The organism is Alloacidobacterium sp. (assembly GCF_035631355.1).
Lineage (GTDB): Bacteria > Acidobacteriota > Terriglobia > Terriglobales > Acidobacteriaceae > Alloacidobacterium.
In genome coordinates this window covers 1-18,251 of the sequence record NZ_DASQIX010000107.1, presented here as the reverse complement: position 1 = coordinate 18,251, position 18,251 = coordinate 1, and the positions used below count along the sequence as shown (strand labels likewise).

Sequence of the window (18,251 nt, the reverse complement as noted above, 5' to 3'; positions counted from 1 at the left end):
CGTCCCGCATCTTACAATGGAATGCTGAATCAACCGGAGCAAAACTCTCCCATGCCGAACCCCGCACATTTTGTCTGCGTCCATGGGCACTTTTATCAACCGCCCCGCGAGAATCCCTGGCTCGAGCAGGTGGAGACGCAGGACTCTGCCGCGCCATTCCACGACTGGAATGAGCGCATCACTTCCGAGTGTTACGCGGTAAACGGCGCTTCACGCATCGTAAATAAGCAGAATGAAATTACGCGCATTCTGAACAACTATTCGCACATCAGCTTCAACTTCGGCCCAACACTGCTCTCATGGCTGGAAGCAAATGCGCCGCGCACCTACTGCATGGTAATCGAAGGCGACCGCGCAAGCCGTAAGCGGTTCTCCGGACATGGCTCCGCAATGGCGCAGGTCTACAACCACATCATCATGCCGCTGGCTAACACGCGCGATCGAGTCACACAGATTCGCTGGGGCATCGCCGATTTCATGCGGCGTTTCGGACGCAAGCCTGAGGGTATGTGGCTGGCGGAAACCGCCGTCAATACGGAAACACTCGAACTGTTGGCCGATCACGGCATCCGCTTCACAGTTCTCGCTCCGGGACAGTGCGCCCGCGTACGCAATCTTGCGAAGAATGGAGACAAAGAGGAAACCTCGTGGACAGAAACGAATGCGGAGACGCTCAATACCCGCCATCCATATACGGTGAAACTGAAAACCGGACGTGAGATTGCCGTCTTCTTCTACGACGGCGAACGATCTCGCGCTGTCGCCTTTGAAGGCATTTTGAACAGCGGCGACAACTTCGCCGCGCGTTTAATGGGCGGCTTCTGCGAGGATGAAACGCCGCAAATCGTGCACATCGCTACCGACGGCGAGAGCTATGGCCATCACCACAAGCACGGCGAAATGGCGCTCTCCTATGCCTTGAAACTGATCGAAAAAAGTGGCGATGCCCAGTTGATCAACTACCCTGAGTTCCTGGAAAAATTCCCCCCGGCACACGAAGCGCAGATCGTCGAAAACACATCATGGAGCTGCGCGCACGGTGTGGAGAGATGGCGCTCGAACTGCGGATGCAACTCTCATCCCGGTTGGAGCCAGGAGTGGAGAAAGCCGCTGCGCGAAGCCTTCGACTGGCTTCGCGATGCCGTTGCTCCACTGACGGAAAAAGCCGCAGCCCCGCTCTTCAATGATGTGTGGGCCGCACGAGACGCTTACATCACCGCTGTTCTCGATCGCAATACCGCAACAACAGCAAAATTTCTGGAAACGCAGACCACCCACGAGCTCAATGCCGAGGAGCGCATCACAGGGCTGAAGTTGATGGAAATGCAGCGCCACGCGCTGTTGATGTATACAAGCTGTGGTTGGTTCTTCGATGAAATTTCCGGCATTGAAACCGTGCAGATCATTGCCTATGCGGGCCGCGTGCTGCAGCTTGCAGCTGAAGTATTCGGTGAAGAAGGCGCAAAGCTGGAACCACAATTCATAGAGATTCTGCGCAAAGCTAAGAGCAACATTCCCGAACTGAAAGATGGCGCAGCCATTTATGAGCGTGAGATCAGGAAATTAAAGGTGGGATTGCAGCAGGTGGCGGCACACTACGCCATCAGCTCGATCTTCACCAGCTATCCGGATGAGGCGGAGCTTTTCTGTTATTCCATTCGCAGGCTCACCTACGAAGTCGTCACCTCCGGCCGTGGCCGGCTGCTGTTCGGGCAGGCGCGCGTCGCTTCTCAAATCACCCAGGAGCCGGAGACAGTCATCTTCGCTGTTGTCCACTTTGGCGACCAGAACATTACCGCCGTGGTAAAGCCCTACGACCCATCGCAGGCCAAGGAATATCAAGATTTCGTGGAGAAGGCCCGGTCTGCGGTAATTGGCGCGGATTTTCCCGCGCTGATTCGCCTCTTTGACCAGCACTTCAACAGTCAGACCTACAGCATCCAGTCACTCTTTAAAGACGAGCAGCGCCGCATCATAAAGCTGATTCTGGAATCGACGATTACTGAAGTGGAGTCGAGCCTGATCAAAATCTACGAGGACCATGCGGCATTGCTGCATTTCCTGGGACAGGCTGGATTGCCAAAACCACCTGCGTTGAGCATGGCTGCAACCTTTGCCGTGAATGCCGGCCTGCGTCGCGCTCTCGAAAGCGATCCTATCGATGCGTTACAGGTGCGCGCCTTGCGCGGGCTGGCTGCAGGCGACAAGGTTGAAGTAGATAGAAGCACGCTCAGCTTCATCTCCGACCAAAAAATGAAGCGAGTGATGGTGCGCTTGCAGGAAGACTTCAAAAATATTGCGCTCCTGGATGACGCCTTGCTCACCGCGCGAACGCTTAAGGAGCTGCCGTTTGAGTTGAACATCTGGCAGGCGCAGAACATCTGGTACGACATCCTGAAACTTTCGCGCAGGCAGGAAATGCCCGAAGATTGGGAGAAAAAATTCCTGGAACTGGGCAGGCAAATGAATATTCGAGTAGACGAGCTGGTAGTGGAAGAAGACGAGGACCAGCAGCCGCAACGTTAACGGCTGCGAATGAGCACAGCCGTGGCGTCGTCTGCGCGGATTGATCCCTCGCCGAACTCCCGTACTTCATCGATAAGCCCATTCACGCAAGCGTCATACTGCTGAAAGTGTTCTAGCAGCCGGTTCGCTCCGTACTCCTCTTCATGGCCGTTCGTAGCCTCGGTAATGCCGTCGGTATAGAACAGCAGATGCGTACCGGGATCCAGCCGGAGTGTGGTTTCAGGATACGGTCCCGCAGCCAGCCCGAGCGGCAGTCCCGGTTCCACATCAAGGAAGCGGTTATGCCTGTTGATCACGAGAGGACGCAGATGTCCGGCGCTGGCAATGGTCACTTCCCGCGAATTGGCGTCGAGCACAGCATAGATCATGGTCACGAATTTTCCCGGGGGAAAATCTTCGAGTAATGTCTGGTTGAGATGCGCAAGTGTTTCTCCCGGCGACGGATGCAGCTTGACAAGCGATCGCAGGATAGCGCGCGTCGCCGACATGAGCAGGGCGGCAGACATGCCCTTGCCGGAAACATCGGCCAGAACAATGCCGTAACGCTCGTCGCCGAGATCGATAAAGTCGAACCAGTCGCCGGCGACTGATCCTGCCGGATGCCATGCCGTCTCAAAAGTAAAACCTCGTACGAGTGGCGTCGCTTTAAGAAAGAGCGCCTGCTGCATGGCGCGCGCGTCGTCAGCTTCCTGCTGCATCCGCTCGCGCTCCACGCGCTCCAGTTGAAAGAGGCGCGCATTTTCGATGGCGACAGCAATATGTCCGGCAAGCGCTTCGAGAACGAGCAGTTGATTTTCAGAGAAGGCGTTCACCTCGGTATGGTCCACAGAGAAAACACCGATGACCTGACCACCAATCTTCATCGGGATACTGGCTTCAGAACGCGTCTCCGGCTCGCAGGCAATATAGTACGGATCGAGGCGAACGTCCGGAGCATAGTACATCTGCCCGGTTGAAGAGACACGGCCTACAATGCCCTCTCGTCCGATTTTCAGGCGCGAACCTTTTTTGAAGAGCTTGCATCCCCGAACACCCTGCAACACCATTTCGTCAGTGTCAGGGTGACGCAGCCAGATGGCAACCTCGACGCTGCCAAGGGAACTCGCCAGATCATTCACCACACGGTCAAGGATCTGCTCAAGGTCGAGAGTCGATGTAATGAGCTGCGCCGCGCGCTGCATCTTCATCAATACCTGAACGAATTCGCAGGCTGCATGCGTGGACGAGGCCAAAACTCCCTGGTCTTCTGAAGAAATCGGAATGGTTCCCATCTGGTTCTCCTGGTTTAGCGGAGAAGTTATGAGCGCGTGCTCAACAATTGCCGTTTAGATGCAACTGTGCTCGCGGCGATTCAATCTATTTGCTATTGAAGATAAAGGTGTTAACTGCGCCAGCGCAGCGTGACTGGCCCAGTCATGGGATGCCGCATAGGCTGGCCAGTCGATGCCGCTTCAAGCCGCGCCTGTTTCAGCGCGAAGTACCATTTTGCCGGACGGTCAGCATCGTCAATGAGCATGAGGGTAGGGTCATACTTCAATCCTTCCGCCTGCTGAATCATTGTGACCTGGTCCTGTTCAACAAACCGTTTTCCGAAAAACGTAGCAATGGAAGTTACAAATGGAATGCGATAAAACACATTCCAGGTCGCATAAACATCAATACGGCAGGCATTTGCAACTGTAGGAGTTACAGTAGTGAGGCTGGAAAACCACTTGTCTCCAGCGCGAATCGCTTCATATCGCCGGTTGGGCAGCACGAAATCGATAGTCGTCGTAATCGGCTCCCCGTAAACTCCGAGCAGCTTATATGGCGCGCTATTGGCTGATGGAGTATGCGAGGCCATGCGGAAACCCTGCTCGATGGGTTCGAAGTGCTTTTCCTTCTCGTGAATGCTGCTCTGCTTGCGCCACCACCACGCCTGATGCACAAACGGACCGTGCGCCGGGTCCATTAACCCGATAATGCCATGGTCCACGTTACAGGGGAGATCAGCGGTGAGGTGCTGGCTGCGAAAACGCGGCCCGAATTTCGGTGTCTCCGGAACAGATGGCAACGCAGCTTCATCCGCGCGCACTCGGCCAGAGCCAGGTTCAGGAACATAGACCCAGGCATAACCGTCGCGCTCTTCGCACGGAAAGGCCGTTCCGTAGATGCGCGTCGGATCAAGCGTGTCGCGGCCGGTCAGCGAAGGAATCTTCACGCACTGCCCGCTGCATGGCTCAAAGCTCCATCCGTGATACTTGCAGGTCAGTCTCCGCCCATCAAACCATCCATATGAAAGTGGAATGCCGCGATGCGGACAGCTGTCGCGCATCGCGAAGAGTCGTCCATCAGCGCGCCGCCCCAGCACCAGCGGAATGCCCATAAGCATAGCCGTTGCCAATTCCTTCCCCCGCAGCAACTCGCTCCGCATCGCCGGATACCAATCGTTATAGATAAGTGCGGTACTCGGGCCTTGCGGTGAAGTGATAGATGTGAGCTTGGTGGCCATTCTTTTTCACTATAGCTGGCGCCACCTCTTCGCCTTCAAAGGTTCCCGTACAGTGGGAAGCCAGACGCCCTCTTTCTTCGCCGTTTATTCTCCATTAGGCCCGAAATTCGCGTACACTTGTCACCGATGACCGACGGACGACGCCCCGTACGATACGATGCTGCCCTTGCCATCCGCGAACTCACCGCAGCCGACCCGAAACTCGGCCAGCTCATCCAGCGCGCCGGGCCCTACTCACTGAAACTCAAGAGCCAGCACTCACCGTTCGAAGCGCTGCTCGAATCCATCATCTACCAACAGCTCCACGGAAAAGCCGCAGCCGCAATTCTTAAGCGCCTACTCACGCTCTTTGGCGAAATTCATCCCAGCCCGGAACACCTGCTGGGCGCAAGCGGCGACATGCTGCGCTCAGCAGGGCTATCCGGAAGCAAAAGTAAAGCGCTGCGCGATCTTGCCGCCAAAACCCTCGATGGCACCGTGCCCACGCTCACCGCCATCCGCCGCATGCCCGACGCCGAAATTCTCGACCGACTGACGCAGGTGCGCGGCATCGGCCCTTGGACAGTCGAGATGCTGCTCATCTTCCGCCTGGGCCGCCCCGATGTATTTCCCCTGACCGACTACGGCGTTCGCAAAGGGTTCTCCCTGACATTCAAAAAACTGCCAAAGCATAAACCCTTCGACGCAACCATGCTCGCCAAACCAGCCGAAATGCTGCGTCGCAGCGAGAAATGGAAGCCCTGGCGCTCAGTAGCAAGCTGGTACCTGTGGCGCGCCTGCGATTTGTACGGAAAGCCTTCGCCCCCGCCCGAATAATTTGTCGCCGCGACTTTATAGGATTGGGTGGTGTGCAGGTTGGGATTTAGCTGCGATGAGACGCAGTGAATAGGCGCTGGATCGTAAACGCGACAGCAAAAACTGCCAGCATGGTTAGGCCACAATCACGATAGAGCGCCATTTGAGCAGTATGAGCGTCAGGATACGGATATGGGTACGCTTTATGAGGGCCGAAATAGAAATTATTGAAAGATGTCATTGCTATCTGAAGGAACACACAGATTGCAGCGAGAAGCGCGGCAACAGCGATAGTCGCCTGTACACCTTTGGATTTTGGCCATTTCGCCATGCCAATTCATAGTCTCAGGCCATCGGAAGAGGCGCAATACCCCAATTTTCAAGGGCACACCATCTAAGAAAGGCTCTGGGTAGAAGCACCGGCCTTTAGGCCGGTGAAATATGCGGCACTATGAAAGGGGCTTTAGCCCCGGCTTTCGCAGTTCAGAATATCTGACCAAGGAAAAGAGCAAAAAAGAAGGAAAATTCTTCTTGACATTGTACTAATACACTAGTACATTATTATTCCAGATGAACTCAGCCCCCAAGCTCGCGGCCTTCGCCTTCCGACTCGATTCACAAAGCGGCGTCCCCGTATACCGCCAGTTGATCGACCAGGTGCAGGCCGCGATTGCCACAAGCGCATTACATGCTGGCGATCAGCTTCCCACCGTCCGCCAGGTGGCTGTCGATCTCACCATTAACCCGAACACGGTCATCCGGGCTTATCGGGAAATGGAAATTCGCGGCATACTCGATACCCAGCAAGGTTCAGGCACATTCATCGCCGAGCGGAACGTTGAGTATTCAAAGGACGAACGCGCGCGGAAGCTGGGGCAGTTGGTGGAAGAATTCGTATCCCGTGCCGGCTCTGCCGGCTTCAGTGTCGAGGAGTTGCAAAACGCGCTCCGCAAGCTGGCGCAGGAAGGCAGCTCCAAAAGGAGGTAGTCATGTATCTTCGTAAGCGATTCAGCACCGTCGGAATAGTGGTTTCACTAATCTGCGTTTGGATTGGATTTGAGGCGGCGCACTGGACGAAGACGCCATACTTTATCATCGCCGGCGTTCTCGTCGGCGCTTACTTTCTGTTCGCCATCAAGGTCGTCGACCAGTGGGAGAAAGTCGCACTGCTGCGCTTCGGACACTATCGCGGTCTGCGCGGTCCCGGCGTCTTCCTCATCGTTCCAGTCATAGACACAATCAGCCGTTATGTGGACCAGCGGGTGCGCGTCGCGACCGTAAGCGCCGAGTCAACCCTCACGCGCGACACGGTTCCGGTCAACGTCGATGCGATTGTTTTCTGGCTCGTCTGGAACGCGGAGAAATCCATTCTGGAAGTGGAAGACTTTGTCCAGGCCATCACCTTAAGCGCGCAAACCGCGCTGCGCGAATCCATCGGCCGCCATCACCTTGCGCAGATGATTACCGAGCGCGAAACCCTCGGCCACGAATTACAGAAGATCCTCGACGAAAAGACCACCCCCTGGGGCATCACCGTCCAGTCGGTGGAAATCCGCGATGTGCGCATTCCGCAGGCGCTGGAAAATGCGATGTCGCAGCAGGCCCAGGCCGAACGCGAACGGCAGGCGCGTGTGATCTTAGGCGAAGCAGAAGTCCAGGTCTCCGATCAGTTCGCGCAGGCCTCGCGCGTCTACAACGACAATCCAGGCGCTCTGCATCTGCGCGGCATGAACATGCTGTACGAGGCCATCCGCGAAAAAGGCGCCATGGTCGTCGTCCCTTCGTCCGCCATCGAGACAATGGGGCTCGGCGGAACGCTGGCCGTCTCCGCTGTCAATCATCCGGTCAATCCGTGACAAGGAGGTATGACGATGAAGCGCAGAATTTTAATTACCGCATGTCTATCGACAATTCTTATCTCTGGTCTCATAGCCCAGTCTGCAAATAATGCGGCGTGGACAGGAGTCTGGCAAGGCGACCTCGACGGCCAACCTGGAGTAATCCTGACTCTCGCCGCGGACACAGGCGAGATCGGAGGAACTGTCGTCTTGAACATGGTAAGTAATAAAGGGGGTGTGGCGCATGTCATCGGCAGCGACACGCATGTGCTCATGAACCCGCATCTGCAGGGGAACGTGCTCACGTTTGAGATAAAACGGAAAAATGACGAACACGCAATGCAGTTTTCAGTCGCAATGACAGCCGCCGAAAAGGCCAAAATCCACTGCCTGAACTGCGGCGCCGATAGCCCAATCGCCAAGATGGAGAAGGTTCAGTACAGCAAGTCTTCGCCAGAGTAACCACGCTGGCCAGCTCTCATCGGCCTAAATGAGGGCCCGGCCAGCAGTGAATTAATTCTCCGGCTTCAGCCGGTAAACATGCACGTAGTCAAAATCCATCGTGAAGCCGGGCGTGTTTTCCGCCGAGATGCCGATTTGCGCGCTCGCCCCCAGCTGGTGCTGCCACACTCCGCCCTTGACCCAGTGCACCCCATCATTCGAGGTATATCCGGTATAAAGTTCGCCGGAACTTCCATTCGCGCGGCGGACAATCCGCAGCCACGTAGTTGCCCCCGCTGGGCCGATGACCTGATGATCGTAGGTTGGATAGTTCGCCGGTATAGGCCCCACCTGCTTGCCGAACTCGGTCTGACGCGTATCGAAGATCGGCACCACATCGAGCTTAATGCTGTTCTGGTCATTCAGATAAATGAACAAGGCTCCCTGCGCAAAGTTGAAACAGCATGAGTTATTGAACGGCACGCTGGTCGTGACCTTTGTCTCCACCATCCAGTCGCCGCTCGTCGGCACAGGCTCAGCAAGAATAGAAACGTGGGTGGGGTCACCATTTTCGTCGGGCCCCTTCGTCCGCACCTCGTAAGCGCTCCCGGTCAGGGTGTAAGTATTGTCGGCCTGCGGATGAATGAAATGCCAATGCGGCGAAAGCGTCGTGCTGTTGAATTCATCTGAGAGGCTGGCAATCTTTGCGCCCAGTAAATCCATCTGCGTGTCAATTTTCGGGACGTAGTCGTTGTACTGCCAGGGCTGCGCTGCTGGTGCCGGTTGTGGATTCGCGGATGCGTAGAATCCGCCGCGCACAACAGGCCAGTCGTCTACCCAGTCAATCGGATCGATCAGCACCGGACGGCGCGTCGCACCGGGAAAGCTGTCAAAATAAGGAGCGTTCAGGTCTATGGCGTGATACAGCATATAGTCCCGTCCGGAATCGTCCTCAAACACGACATTGCCCCCCGGCCCTCCCCAGTGGTTTCCATTGGCCGCGCTTGCAAATGTGCCGCCGGGAGCGAACGTATTCAGCGATACGCCATTCTGATCAAGAAATGGCCCCAGGGGAGACAGAGCGCGGCCCACATGCACGCTGTATCCGCTAAGCGGACCGTCGCAGCAGTTGGCTGAGGAGACCAACAGATAGTAATAGCCGTCGTGTTTCCAGAAATTCGCGCCTTCGTAGTAGTTGTCGATGGCAATTTGCGTTTCTGAAGAAGGGTCCGAGGTAAGTCCGTCTGCGGAGAGCTTGCGAATGCTGATGCCGCCATTGAAGCTGCCATACGCGATATAGCGCTGCCCGGAGTTGTCCTCAATCACATCCGGATCAATAACAGCTCGCTTGAAAGAGTTGTTATAGGGATTGTTCTCCGGCGCCACGACCGGAGCCCCGCTGTCCACCCATGGTCCCGCCGGGCTTGCGCTGGTAGCCACGCCAATCGCGCTGCCGCCTTGCGGGGTATTCGGCGCAACAAAGTATAGGTAGTACTTATTGTTGAAATATTTAATGGCCGGCGCCCAGAATTGATTGGTTGCATTCCCAACCCACGCAGGTGTCTGCGTGAAAGCGTCGCCAATATATGTCCAGTGAACGAGATCGTAAGAGCGGAACTGCAAAATCAGGTGCGGCCTTAGATTTCCATTCGCATCCACATCGCTCGAATTGAGCGGATCGCCGGTGCAATACAAATACCAGGTGTCGGTTCCTTTACTGCGTTCTTTAATCGTGGCCGGATCAGGACAGCTCACAGCCGGTCCCTGGTTCGGGGTATTGAGCGTTAGGGATTGGTATAGCTGGCGGGCCACGCGTAGTTCACTGGCGCGGCGGTAGACGATGCGGATTGCCCAAGCGCGAATTCCGCTGATAGCGAAGTAAGCGCAACTAAAACCATCAGCCCGATTTTCGCCCGGAGGGAATCTTGAAGGAAGGCCATAGACATAGCTCCTTTTGGGGGCAGGATCAAATGCCAGAGCGAGTGTAAGCGCTTCCATGCAGATATGGCAAAGGCTGGCGATTGAAAGGACTAATTTCAGCCTCCTAGTCGATAAACGACAGTGATTTGGGTCTGAACACGGACTGGTTTCCCATTAAGGAAGTAGGGTTTGTATTCCCATTGGTGGACGGCCAGCAAAGCTGCAATGGCAAGGCTTGGGTCAGGCGCACTTAGTACTTTCATCTCATGGATATGTCCATCTTCACCAATTTCAGCTTGTACAAGCACCTTCCCTTCAATGCGGCTTTGCTTTGCGGACATGGGGTATTGAGGCATCACCTTCTTGATAATGCTGCCTTGCATTACGGACTGCTCCACCTTTACCTTTCCTGGTGTTTCTATGCGGATAGCGTCAGCAGGAGGAGCAAGGTCGGTTCCAGTGCTTTGCAGCGCCGTGAGGGCATCGATGTGCACGGAAAGCACCGGACGATTGTCGTCCTCGGAGATTGTCAGGTCTCCCGCTATATATCTCCCTTGAGATATGAGGATGCGATTGTAGAGTGAATTGCGCTGGCCATATGAGCCGCTCCATCGCAGGATAGGCATGGCCGGATCAAAGCAATATGTAGGAAACAAAGCTGAAGGGGCCGACACTAGGTTCTGCATCTTCCTCGCCAGTACCACGCATTCGAGAGATGTCTTCCCGAAGTCCTGTTTGCGCTTTAGTAGGACTACGTCATTGTCGATTTCGGGTACGGGCGAAAGGAGACGCGGCGCCAGGAGCGATTCTGCCAACGGCAGGTATTCGGCGCTGCCTGTTCTATATGTGCTTGTATCAGTTACATATTCAGTCTGTGTGAAGTCTTTGCTTGTATAGCTGCGTTGTATTGTTTTGGCCCCGCCCACCACTCTTCGAAAACGCCCGTGTCTTTCGGCTGACCGTTATCATCAAATGTTTGGTAACTAGCTTTCAGATGCCATGGTTGTAGGCCGGGCGCATCCAGACCATTCTGACTTCTGGCCATTGCAAGAAGCATTGCAGGGTCTTTCGGCAGGGCCGAACCGATAGAAATGGGAGTGGTCTGGCTGAGGATGAAGGAAGCTGGAATTAGGCAGGAAGTAAATAAGAGAGTGCGAATTGCTTGTCCCATGGATGTACGCCAATAGTAGCGGTCCTCAAGCCAATCCTCAAACACGAAACATTAGCAGATCGTACAAGTGTTAGCCTCGTCGCTACCCCAACGCCTCCAGCAACGCATCAAAATCCTCCAGCCGCGAATATTCAATAATGACGCGGCCTCGACCCTTTTTGTCCTCGATACGCACTTTGAGCCCAAGTGAGCGCTGCAGCCGTTCCTGGGCCTCACGCACGTTCGGATCAAGTGGCTGCTCCTTCGCCTTATTTTCGCTACTTGTTTTCTTTTCCGGATTCAGCAGGCCCTGGATATAGCCCTCCGTCTGCCGTACCGACATCGAAAGCGCCACAATCTTCTGGGCGGCTTTCAGAATCGTCTCCGGGTTTTCGAGCGGCAGCAGAGCGCGAGCGTGGCCGAAACTTAGGTCTCCGCCCTCGACTTTGCCCTGCACCTCGACCGGCAGGCGCAGAAGGCGCAGAAAGTTTGACACCGAGGCGCGGTCTTTGCCCGTGCGCTGCGCCATTTGCTCCTGCGTCAGCTTGAATTCCCGCCCAAGGCGCTCAAAAGCCCGGGCCTGCTCCATCGGGTTCAGATCGGCGCGTTGCAGGTTTTCGACGATAGTCATCTCCATCGCCTGCTCGTCTGAAACCTGGCGAAGGATCGCCGGAACCGTTTCCTTGCCCGCCTTCTGCGAAGCCAGCCAGCGGCGCTCGCCGGCAATCAGCTGAAATCGTCCATTCGGCAACAAACGCACTACGATAGGCTGAACGACTCCCGCAGAGGCGATGGAATTTGCCAACTCCGCCAACTGCTGCTCATCAACGCGGCTGCGCGTCTGGTAAGGATTGCGGTCGATCTCGCCAACCGGAATCTCCTGCGGCTTTCCCGTCACTTCGGCTGGCGGCTGCGGCGCAGTCTCGGCCGCTGCGGCGATGGTCGCCTGTACGCGCGGCAGCAGAGACTCAAGTCCTTTTCCCAGTGCGCGCCGCTTCGGAGTTTCAGTTGCAGTCGGCATAGCTCGTTCCTTCCAGTCGTAAATCTTTAATGGCCCACAGTTGACCACTCAGGCATAAGGCCAGAAGCGGATTTCCTTCTTCCCGCGCCTGTTCGCCGCCTCTTTGCGCTCTTTGGCCTTCGGGCTTTCAATGTTGTTGCGCTTCAGCAATTCGTCCGCGAGTTCGGTATAGCTCTCTGCTCCGCGCGATTTCGGATCATACAGAATGACAGGCTTTCCATAGCTGGGTGCCTCGGCCAGCCTGACGTTGCGCGGAATCGCAGTCTTGAGCAGCTTGTCCTTGAAATAGGCGCGCAGATTCTCCGTCACCTGCTGGGCGAGATTCGTGCGGTCGTCATACATCGTCAACAGCACGCCTTCAATTTCGAGTCCAGGGTTGAAGCTCTCGCGGACGCGGTCGAGGGTATGCATCAGCTCGCTGATACCCTCCAGAGCAAAATACTCGGCCTGCATCGGAACAAGCAGCTTGTCCGCCGCTACCAGCGCGTTCAGAGTGAGCAGATCAAGCGCGGGTGGGCAGTCCAGAACGACGAAATCATATTTGGACCGCTGCGCAGTGAGAGATTCCTTCAGCCGCTGGGCACGATTCTCCTGTTGGATCAGCTCAACATTCGCGCCAATCAGGTTCTTATTCGACGGCACAAGCTTGAGCGTGTCAATCTCCGTCGGCAGAATCGACTCTTCTATCGTCGCCTCGCCCAGAAGAATGTCATACATTGACCGGCGTTCATCGTCGCGGGCGAACCCATACCCGCCGGTTGAGTTTGCCTGTGGGTCACAATCCACGAGAAGGGTATTCAGACCTTCAAGAGCGAGCGCGGCGGAAAGGTTAATGGCGGTCGTGGTTTTCCCCACCCCACCCTTTTGATTTACGACAGCCAGGACCGTGCTCATGACAATAGGAAAAGACTAAAGACGGCGGGCCGTAAATTCAATCACCACCGCCTGTGCAGAACTGGACATAAATTGTGGAAGACTTTTCTGCGCCGGGAAGCAATGCGCTGTAACTATTTGCAGGGTAGGAGGATAGCCATTAGCCAAGAACGCTATAAGCAGGGGAACCCAAAAAGGTAATCCGTGGAAAACATCCCGTGTTCCACGTGGAACATTTTGAGCGCTATGCTGCGTTTATCCGCCAGGTGTTCCACGTGGAACATCGTTGCTGCTACGGCCCACCAAAAGAAACCTCTGGGTCGAGATAGGCAAAAGAATGGGCTTGGTCCAGTCGATCTGATCCAACTCAGAAACAACATTCTGAGCAGCCCCCTCGCTGAGAAACAAAATCAGATATCCCCCCACCGCAACATCGCGAATGGCCGCCCGGCAAGCCTCCTGCATCTTGTCCACTGCCCGAAGCGTGACTGCGTCGAATTTCCGATTTAGCGATTCGACACGCCCGTTGTAGACCTCAGCGTTCCCGATCCCCAATATCCGGATTGCCTCTCGCAAAAACGCCGCCTTTTTCGACTGTGATTCACCCAGAGTTACTTGTATCTCTGGACGGCAAAGCGCAATGGGGATACCGGGAAAACCACCGCCCGATCCAAAGTCAAGAAGGCTGCAGATTTCCGCAGGTAGATGTCGGGCCGCGAAGATGCACTCGATGAAGTGCCTCTGCACAATCTCTCTCGGCTCTCGAATAGCCGTAAGATTTAGCCGGGCATTCCATTTCAGCAACAGATCCAGATATTGGGCAAAGCGGCCAGCCGTCTCCGCCCCTAAAGCTTCGAGGCCCGCTTCGGCAGCAGCGCCTTCGATCTCCACTGCCATCATCGGGCAACCGACTCACGGACTTCTCGCGGCTTCCAGTTTCTCGCCGCATCAACGAAATCACGGAAAATCACTTGCGAAGCAGCATCTCCAGCAAAAGTCCGCTCCGGATGCCATTGAACCCCCAGCACAAACTGTTCCCCGCGCTGTTCGACCGCCTCAACCGTGCCATCCGGCGCTGTTGCAATCACATCGAGACCATCGCCCTGACTGGAAATGGCCTGATGGTGGCTGCTGTTCACTGGGAGCGACGGCGCGAAGCCCTTCAAATGCTCGACTCCTTGAGGAATGGTGACAGAATGTGCCTCCGCAATTTCGCGTCCCGCCTTGTGATTAATCTCAGTCCTCAAATGCTGAACCAGCGTTCCGCCCTTCCAAACATTCAACGACTGTGCCCCATAGCAGATGCACAGTAGCGGCTTGTGCAGGTTGAAAGCATCTTGCAGCAGAAGCTCATCCACAGCCTCGCGTGCTGAATCGGCCGCCGCGCACTCCGGTATCGGCTCCTGCCCGTATTTGTGAGGATTGACATCGGCCGGACTCCCCGGCAGCAGCACAGCCGAGCAGGAAGCGACAAGATCCGCCACTGCCACCGGAGATTTGGACAACGAAACCCTGACCGCAACTCCACCCGACTCTTCAACCGCCTCCGCATATTGTCGCCAGCTGCGCTGGTTATATGCCGGGTCGGTAGAAGTGGGCTCGGGAATAGCAATGCGCGGCTTCTGGCTGCTCATACGGCGTTCTCCGGAATCTCGGTAATCGCCTCCAGCGAAGGTTCCGCTGGCGTCTGCAAATACGAATGCGCATAATAGAGGCGGCAGATTTCATCGCTCAGCCGCGCCGTCAACTCATCTGACTGGCGCGTCGAGTATCCCGTGGTTTCAATCGGCTCACCTACGGCCAGCGTAATCGGCACCGGATAAAATTGCCCCGTGTGGATTGGCAGCAGTTCATGCGTCCCTACCAGAGCCATGGGCACAATCGGAACCTGCGCGCGAATAGCCATAAACGCAGGCCCATTCAGAAAAGGCGCCAGATGCCCGTCCTCGCTTCGCCCTCCCTCTGGGAAAATAAAAAGCGGCATGCCGGATTTCAGCGTCTTTACCGCCCCGCCCAGGCTGGCAATCGACGCCCGTGGATTATCGACGTTCACCGGAACCTGCCCCGAACGCTGCAGATGCCAGCCGATGAAAGGAAGCTTCCATAGGTCGTGCCGGGCCACAATGCGGAACTGGAACGGCAGGCTCGAAAAGATGAACGGCGTATCCATATAAGAGAGGTGATTGCAGGCATAAACCGCGACTTCATGCTTGCGCAGGTTTTCTCCGCCAATTACCGTCAACGGGCAGCCGCTCACCCTGACTGAAGTCCTGGCCCATGCCTGCGCAATGCGATGCTGCCGTTTGCCGTCTTTCTCAAACAGCGACGCAGCCAGCGAAAGACTGCCAAAAAAAGCCGTCGCGGCAAAAAATGCTGGAGCCTGAACGCAGAATGACAGCAGGCGGTTTGACAGCGGCAGCGGATCGGGTCGCGGTCCCAGTGGGCGGCGTGTCATCGGGCAAGCTCCCGTCGCAGTACCCCCACAAGATAAACCGACCCGGTGCCAACAATCAGCCCATCCGGCGGCGTCAACTTCTTCGCCCGTTCCAGCGCGCGCTCCCCATCGGCGCACAGCTCAAAGTCCGCCCCCACCGCGTCCGCAGCTTTACTCAACTCCTCAATCGAAGCCGAGCGCGGCGAATCCACCGGCGTGAGCAGCACATGGTCAAACAATGGAAAGAGAATCTGCGCCAGCTCCGCAACCGGCTTGTCCCCCAGGCAGCCAAAGATCAGCGTCTTAAACTCAACTGGTTTGTCATCCTGACCATTCCTAAATTTGTCATCCTGAGCGGAGTGAAGGATCTGTTTTTGCGTCTCCATCTCCGCCAGCACCGACCGCAGCGCCCACGCGCCTGCCGGATTGTGCCCCACATCAAGCAAAACATTGCCAAAGCGCTCCATGCGCCCCGGCCAGCGTGTGTCCCGTATGCCCTGCTCAATGTTCGCAGTAATAATTTTGTAACCGTGACAGTTACATAATTCTACTGCCGTCGCAATCGCCAGCGCCAGATTGCGCCGCTGGTGCTGCCCGGCAAGTGGCGAATCCACTTCGATGCTCCACCCTTTGACTTGCAGCGCGTAGTGATTGCGGCCCGCATCAGAATGCGTCGTACGCGATGGAATATACTCCGCGGCATTCACTCCGCGAACGTTGAGACTGGTGGCAACTTCGCCCAGCGCATAGTTTGCTTCCGGATGCTGCGGCAGCGTTACCATCACGCCATTCTGCCGCAGAATGCCGGCCTTTTCATGGGCGATGGCGGTAATCGTTGGCCCTAGCCACTCCATGTGGTCGAGCGAAATGTCGGTGATAACAGAGACCAGCGGCTCGACAATGTTGGTCGCATCCAACCTGCCTCCCATGCCCACTTCGAGCACCGCAATATCAATCTTCGCTTCTGCGAACACGCAGAAAGCCAGGGCCGTCATGCTCTCAAAAAAGCTGGGATGGTCAGGCAGCCGTCCTTGGTCCACCAGCCTGCGCGCCGTGTCGTCCACCTGAAAATAAAACCGCGCGAAGTCGTCGTCGGAAATATCGTTGCCGTCAATCCAGACGCGCTCGTTCACGCGCATCAGGTGCGGCGACGTATACAGCCCGACGCGATATCCCGCCGCGCGCAGAATCGACGCCAGCGTCGCCGAAGTTGACCCCTTGCCATTCGTCCCCGCAATCAGCACCGATGGAAACTGCATTTGCGGATCGCCCAGCGCCGCGGCAAGCACGCGCATTTGCCCCAGCTCAAACTTGCGCCGCGGCTGTCCTGCAGGCGCATGCAGCTCTCCCGCCAGCGCAAAAAGACTCTCAATGGCCGCAGCATATGACATAGATTGATTTTAGTGGATTCCCCGCAGTGCGAATCCGATTTAGAAAAGCGTCCACGGCTCATCCAACAAAACTGTCATCCTGAGCGAAGCACCGCAAAACCGGGGTCCCCGGCACACGCGGTTTTCGTGCGCTGGGGTGGAAAGGCGCGCAGTCGAAAGCCTGCTCTGAGCTTGTCGAAGGACTTGCGGGTGTTTTTTAGGTAGAAGCCCCGCGCTTTAGCGCGGGGAATAGCTGCGCGCAAAAGCAGGCCTTCAGGCCCGGCCCATGAGTACCCCATTCAAGCCTTCTTTTGGCTTGAGTGGGGCTGTTCTCCAAGGATAAGCTGGCTCATGCCTTGGAGCCTGTAGCGATTTCATGCGCCGCGATCTGTACATTGCAATCCGGCGAAAGCGAGGGCTGCAAATCGAATCGAATAAAAAGGAAAACATGAAACTACTTAGCATGATGGTGGCAACATTCATGGGGCTTGCTGTTTGCGGATGCAGCACAGCTAGTCCTAATGCTGGATACGAGGGCGTGATCATAGAGAAGCCGTGGTTCTTTGGTCACGGCGGAGTAGACCCTGAACCCGTCAGAACTGGCTTGACTTATAAGGCCCTGTCAAGTGATGTCGTCTATGTTCAGATGACTCCAACTCAATCTCACATTAAATTTGACAATCTTATGTCCAGTGATGGCATACCGCTTAGTTTCGACGCCGTGATTCGCGTGAGAGTCACTGATTCAGTCGATCTAATAAAGCGCTTCGGGGAAGCATGGTACGAACAAAATGTGGAGCGCGAGTTTATGAGTCAGGTGCGCCAGGCCGTCCGAAAGCGCGGCATGAATGAGATGGCGATCTCTGCGACTGCGGTAGACGCGGTAGACAATGAGGTGGCTGCTGCGATGGATGCTTACCTCAAGCGAATCAATATGCCCGTAGTTCTGGCTCCCAACGGTGTGACGATCGGCAAAGTAGACCCGCCAGACGCAGTTCGTAATCAACGGATTGAGACGGCACAACAAGAGCAACGTGTACATACCGAAGAGCAGACAAAGTTGGCCGAGGATGCCCGTCAGGCTGCTGAAAGGTCCCGCGCAGAAGCAGACAACGCCTACCGCAATGCAATGAGTCTTTCGCCTGAACAGTTTCTGGAGCTTCAGGCAATCAATATGGAAAGGGCCGCATGTACTGGTTCCAATAAGTGCATCTTCATTGGCCCTGGAGTAAAGGCGTCTCCACTGATAGATACAAAATAATCTGGGTGCCCCATGTCTTGAAGAGACATGGGATTATCTGCACATAACCGAAATTGTCATCCTGAGCGGAGCGCAACGAAGTGGAGCGCAGTCGAAGGACCTGCGGGTGCCCCATTCAAGCTTGGCTTGAG

General features: G+C 55.9%; 17 protein-coding genes. 6 read left to right on the top strand and 11 right to left on the bottom strand.

What is annotated here, in order from left to right:
- Positions 1-51 precede the first annotated feature (51 nt).
- Entirely contained in the window at positions 52-2,526 is a 2,475-nt protein-coding gene (locus tag VEV40_RS18945) for a DUF3536 domain-containing protein (RefSeq protein WP_324834600.1), read from the top strand.
- Here VEV40_RS18945 and VEV40_RS18940 read toward each other — a convergent pair.
- Both VEV40_RS18940 and VEV40_RS18935 read right to left on the bottom strand, forming a co-directional pair.
- Positions 2,523-3,797 (bottom strand): GAF domain-containing SpoIIE family protein phosphatase, encoded by a 1,275-nt coding sequence (locus tag VEV40_RS18940; RefSeq protein ID WP_324834599.1) that lies wholly within the window; start codon positions 3,795-3,797, stop codon positions 2,523-2,525. The genes VEV40_RS18945 and VEV40_RS18940 overlap by 4 nt on opposite strands.
- A 110-nt stretch (positions 3,798-3,907) precedes the next feature.
- Positions 3,908-5,017, bottom strand: a complete 1,110-nt coding sequence (locus VEV40_RS18935) for a Rieske 2Fe-2S domain-containing protein (protein ID WP_324834598.1) — start codon at positions 5,015-5,017, stop codon at positions 3,908-3,910.
- 126 nt (positions 5,018-5,143) lie between these two features.
- Here VEV40_RS18935 and VEV40_RS18930 point away from each other — a divergent pair, with 126 nt between their 5' ends.
- The 4 genes from VEV40_RS18930 (at position 5,144) to VEV40_RS18915 (ending at position 8,112) form a co-directional block, all read left to right on the top strand.
- On the top strand, positions 5,144-5,833 hold the full coding sequence (locus VEV40_RS18930; protein ID WP_324834597.1) for a DNA-3-methyladenine glycosylase: 690 nt from the start codon (positions 5,144-5,146) through the stop codon (positions 5,831-5,833).
- A gap of 549 nt (positions 5,834-6,382) precedes the next feature.
- Complete coding sequence (locus tag VEV40_RS18925) at positions 6,383-6,799, top strand: GntR family transcriptional regulator (protein WP_324834596.1); 417 nt, start codon at positions 6,383-6,385, stop codon at positions 6,797-6,799.
- Between the two features lie 2 nt (positions 6,800-6,801).
- A complete protein-coding gene (locus VEV40_RS18920; protein WP_324834594.1) occupies positions 6,802-7,668 on the top strand; it encodes a slipin family protein in 867 nt (288 codons plus the stop codon).
- 15 nt (positions 7,669-7,683) lie between these two features.
- A complete protein-coding gene (locus VEV40_RS18915; protein WP_324834592.1) occupies positions 7,684-8,112 on the top strand; it encodes a hypothetical protein in 429 nt (142 codons plus the stop codon).
- A 51-nt stretch (positions 8,113-8,163) separates the two neighbouring features.
- Here the strand turns inward: VEV40_RS18915 and VEV40_RS18910 are convergent, their stop codons facing one another.
- From VEV40_RS18910 to VEV40_RS18870, 9 genes are all read right to left on the bottom strand, one after another.
- Positions 8,164-10,089 (bottom strand): family 43 glycosylhydrolase, encoded by a 1,926-nt coding sequence (locus VEV40_RS18910; protein ID WP_324834590.1) that lies wholly within the window; start codon positions 10,087-10,089, stop codon positions 8,164-8,166.
- 38 nt (positions 10,090-10,127) lie between these two features.
- A complete protein-coding gene (locus VEV40_RS18905) occupies positions 10,128-10,826 on the bottom strand; it encodes an energy transducer TonB (protein WP_324834588.1) in 699 nt (232 codons plus the stop codon).
- Positions 10,827-10,870: 44 nt separating this feature from the next.
- On the bottom strand, positions 10,871-11,182 hold the full coding sequence (locus tag VEV40_RS18900) for a hypothetical protein (RefSeq protein WP_324834586.1): 312 nt from the start codon (positions 11,180-11,182) through the stop codon (positions 10,871-10,873).
- A gap of 82 nt (positions 11,183-11,264) precedes the next feature.
- Positions 11,265-12,182, bottom strand: a complete 918-nt coding sequence (locus VEV40_RS18895) for a ParB/RepB/Spo0J family partition protein (protein ID WP_324834585.1) — start codon at positions 12,180-12,182, stop codon at positions 11,265-11,267.
- A 48-nt stretch (positions 12,183-12,230) separates the two neighbouring features.
- Positions 12,231-13,076 (bottom strand): ParA family protein, encoded by an 846-nt coding sequence (locus VEV40_RS18890; RefSeq protein ID WP_324834584.1) that lies wholly within the window; start codon positions 13,074-13,076, stop codon positions 12,231-12,233.
- A gap of 234 nt (positions 13,077-13,310) precedes the next feature.
- Entirely contained in the window at positions 13,311-13,955 is a 645-nt protein-coding gene (rsmG, locus tag VEV40_RS18885) for a 16S rRNA (guanine(527)-N(7))-methyltransferase RsmG (protein WP_324834582.1), read from the bottom strand.
- On the bottom strand, positions 13,952-14,689 hold the full coding sequence (locus tag VEV40_RS18880) for a type 1 glutamine amidotransferase (RefSeq protein ID WP_324834581.1): 738 nt from the start codon (positions 14,687-14,689) through the stop codon (positions 13,952-13,954). Before VEV40_RS18880 ends, rsmG begins: the two co-directional genes overlap by 4 nt.
- A complete protein-coding gene (locus VEV40_RS18875) occupies positions 14,686-15,510 on the bottom strand; it encodes a lysophospholipid acyltransferase family protein (RefSeq protein WP_324834580.1) in 825 nt (274 codons plus the stop codon). Before VEV40_RS18875 ends, VEV40_RS18880 begins: the two co-directional genes overlap by 4 nt.
- On the bottom strand, positions 15,507-16,880 hold the full coding sequence (locus VEV40_RS18870; protein WP_324834579.1) for a folylpolyglutamate synthase/dihydrofolate synthase family protein: 1,374 nt from the start codon (positions 16,878-16,880) through the stop codon (positions 15,507-15,509). The genes VEV40_RS18875 and VEV40_RS18870 overlap by 4 nt, the downstream gene beginning before the upstream one ends.
- A 355-nt stretch (positions 16,881-17,235) precedes the next feature.
- Here VEV40_RS18870 and VEV40_RS18865 point away from each other — a divergent pair, with 355 nt between their 5' ends.
- Entirely contained in the window at positions 17,236-18,120 is an 885-nt protein-coding gene (locus VEV40_RS18865) for an SPFH domain-containing protein (protein WP_324834577.1), read from the top strand.
- Positions 18,121-18,251 lie beyond the last annotated feature (131 nt).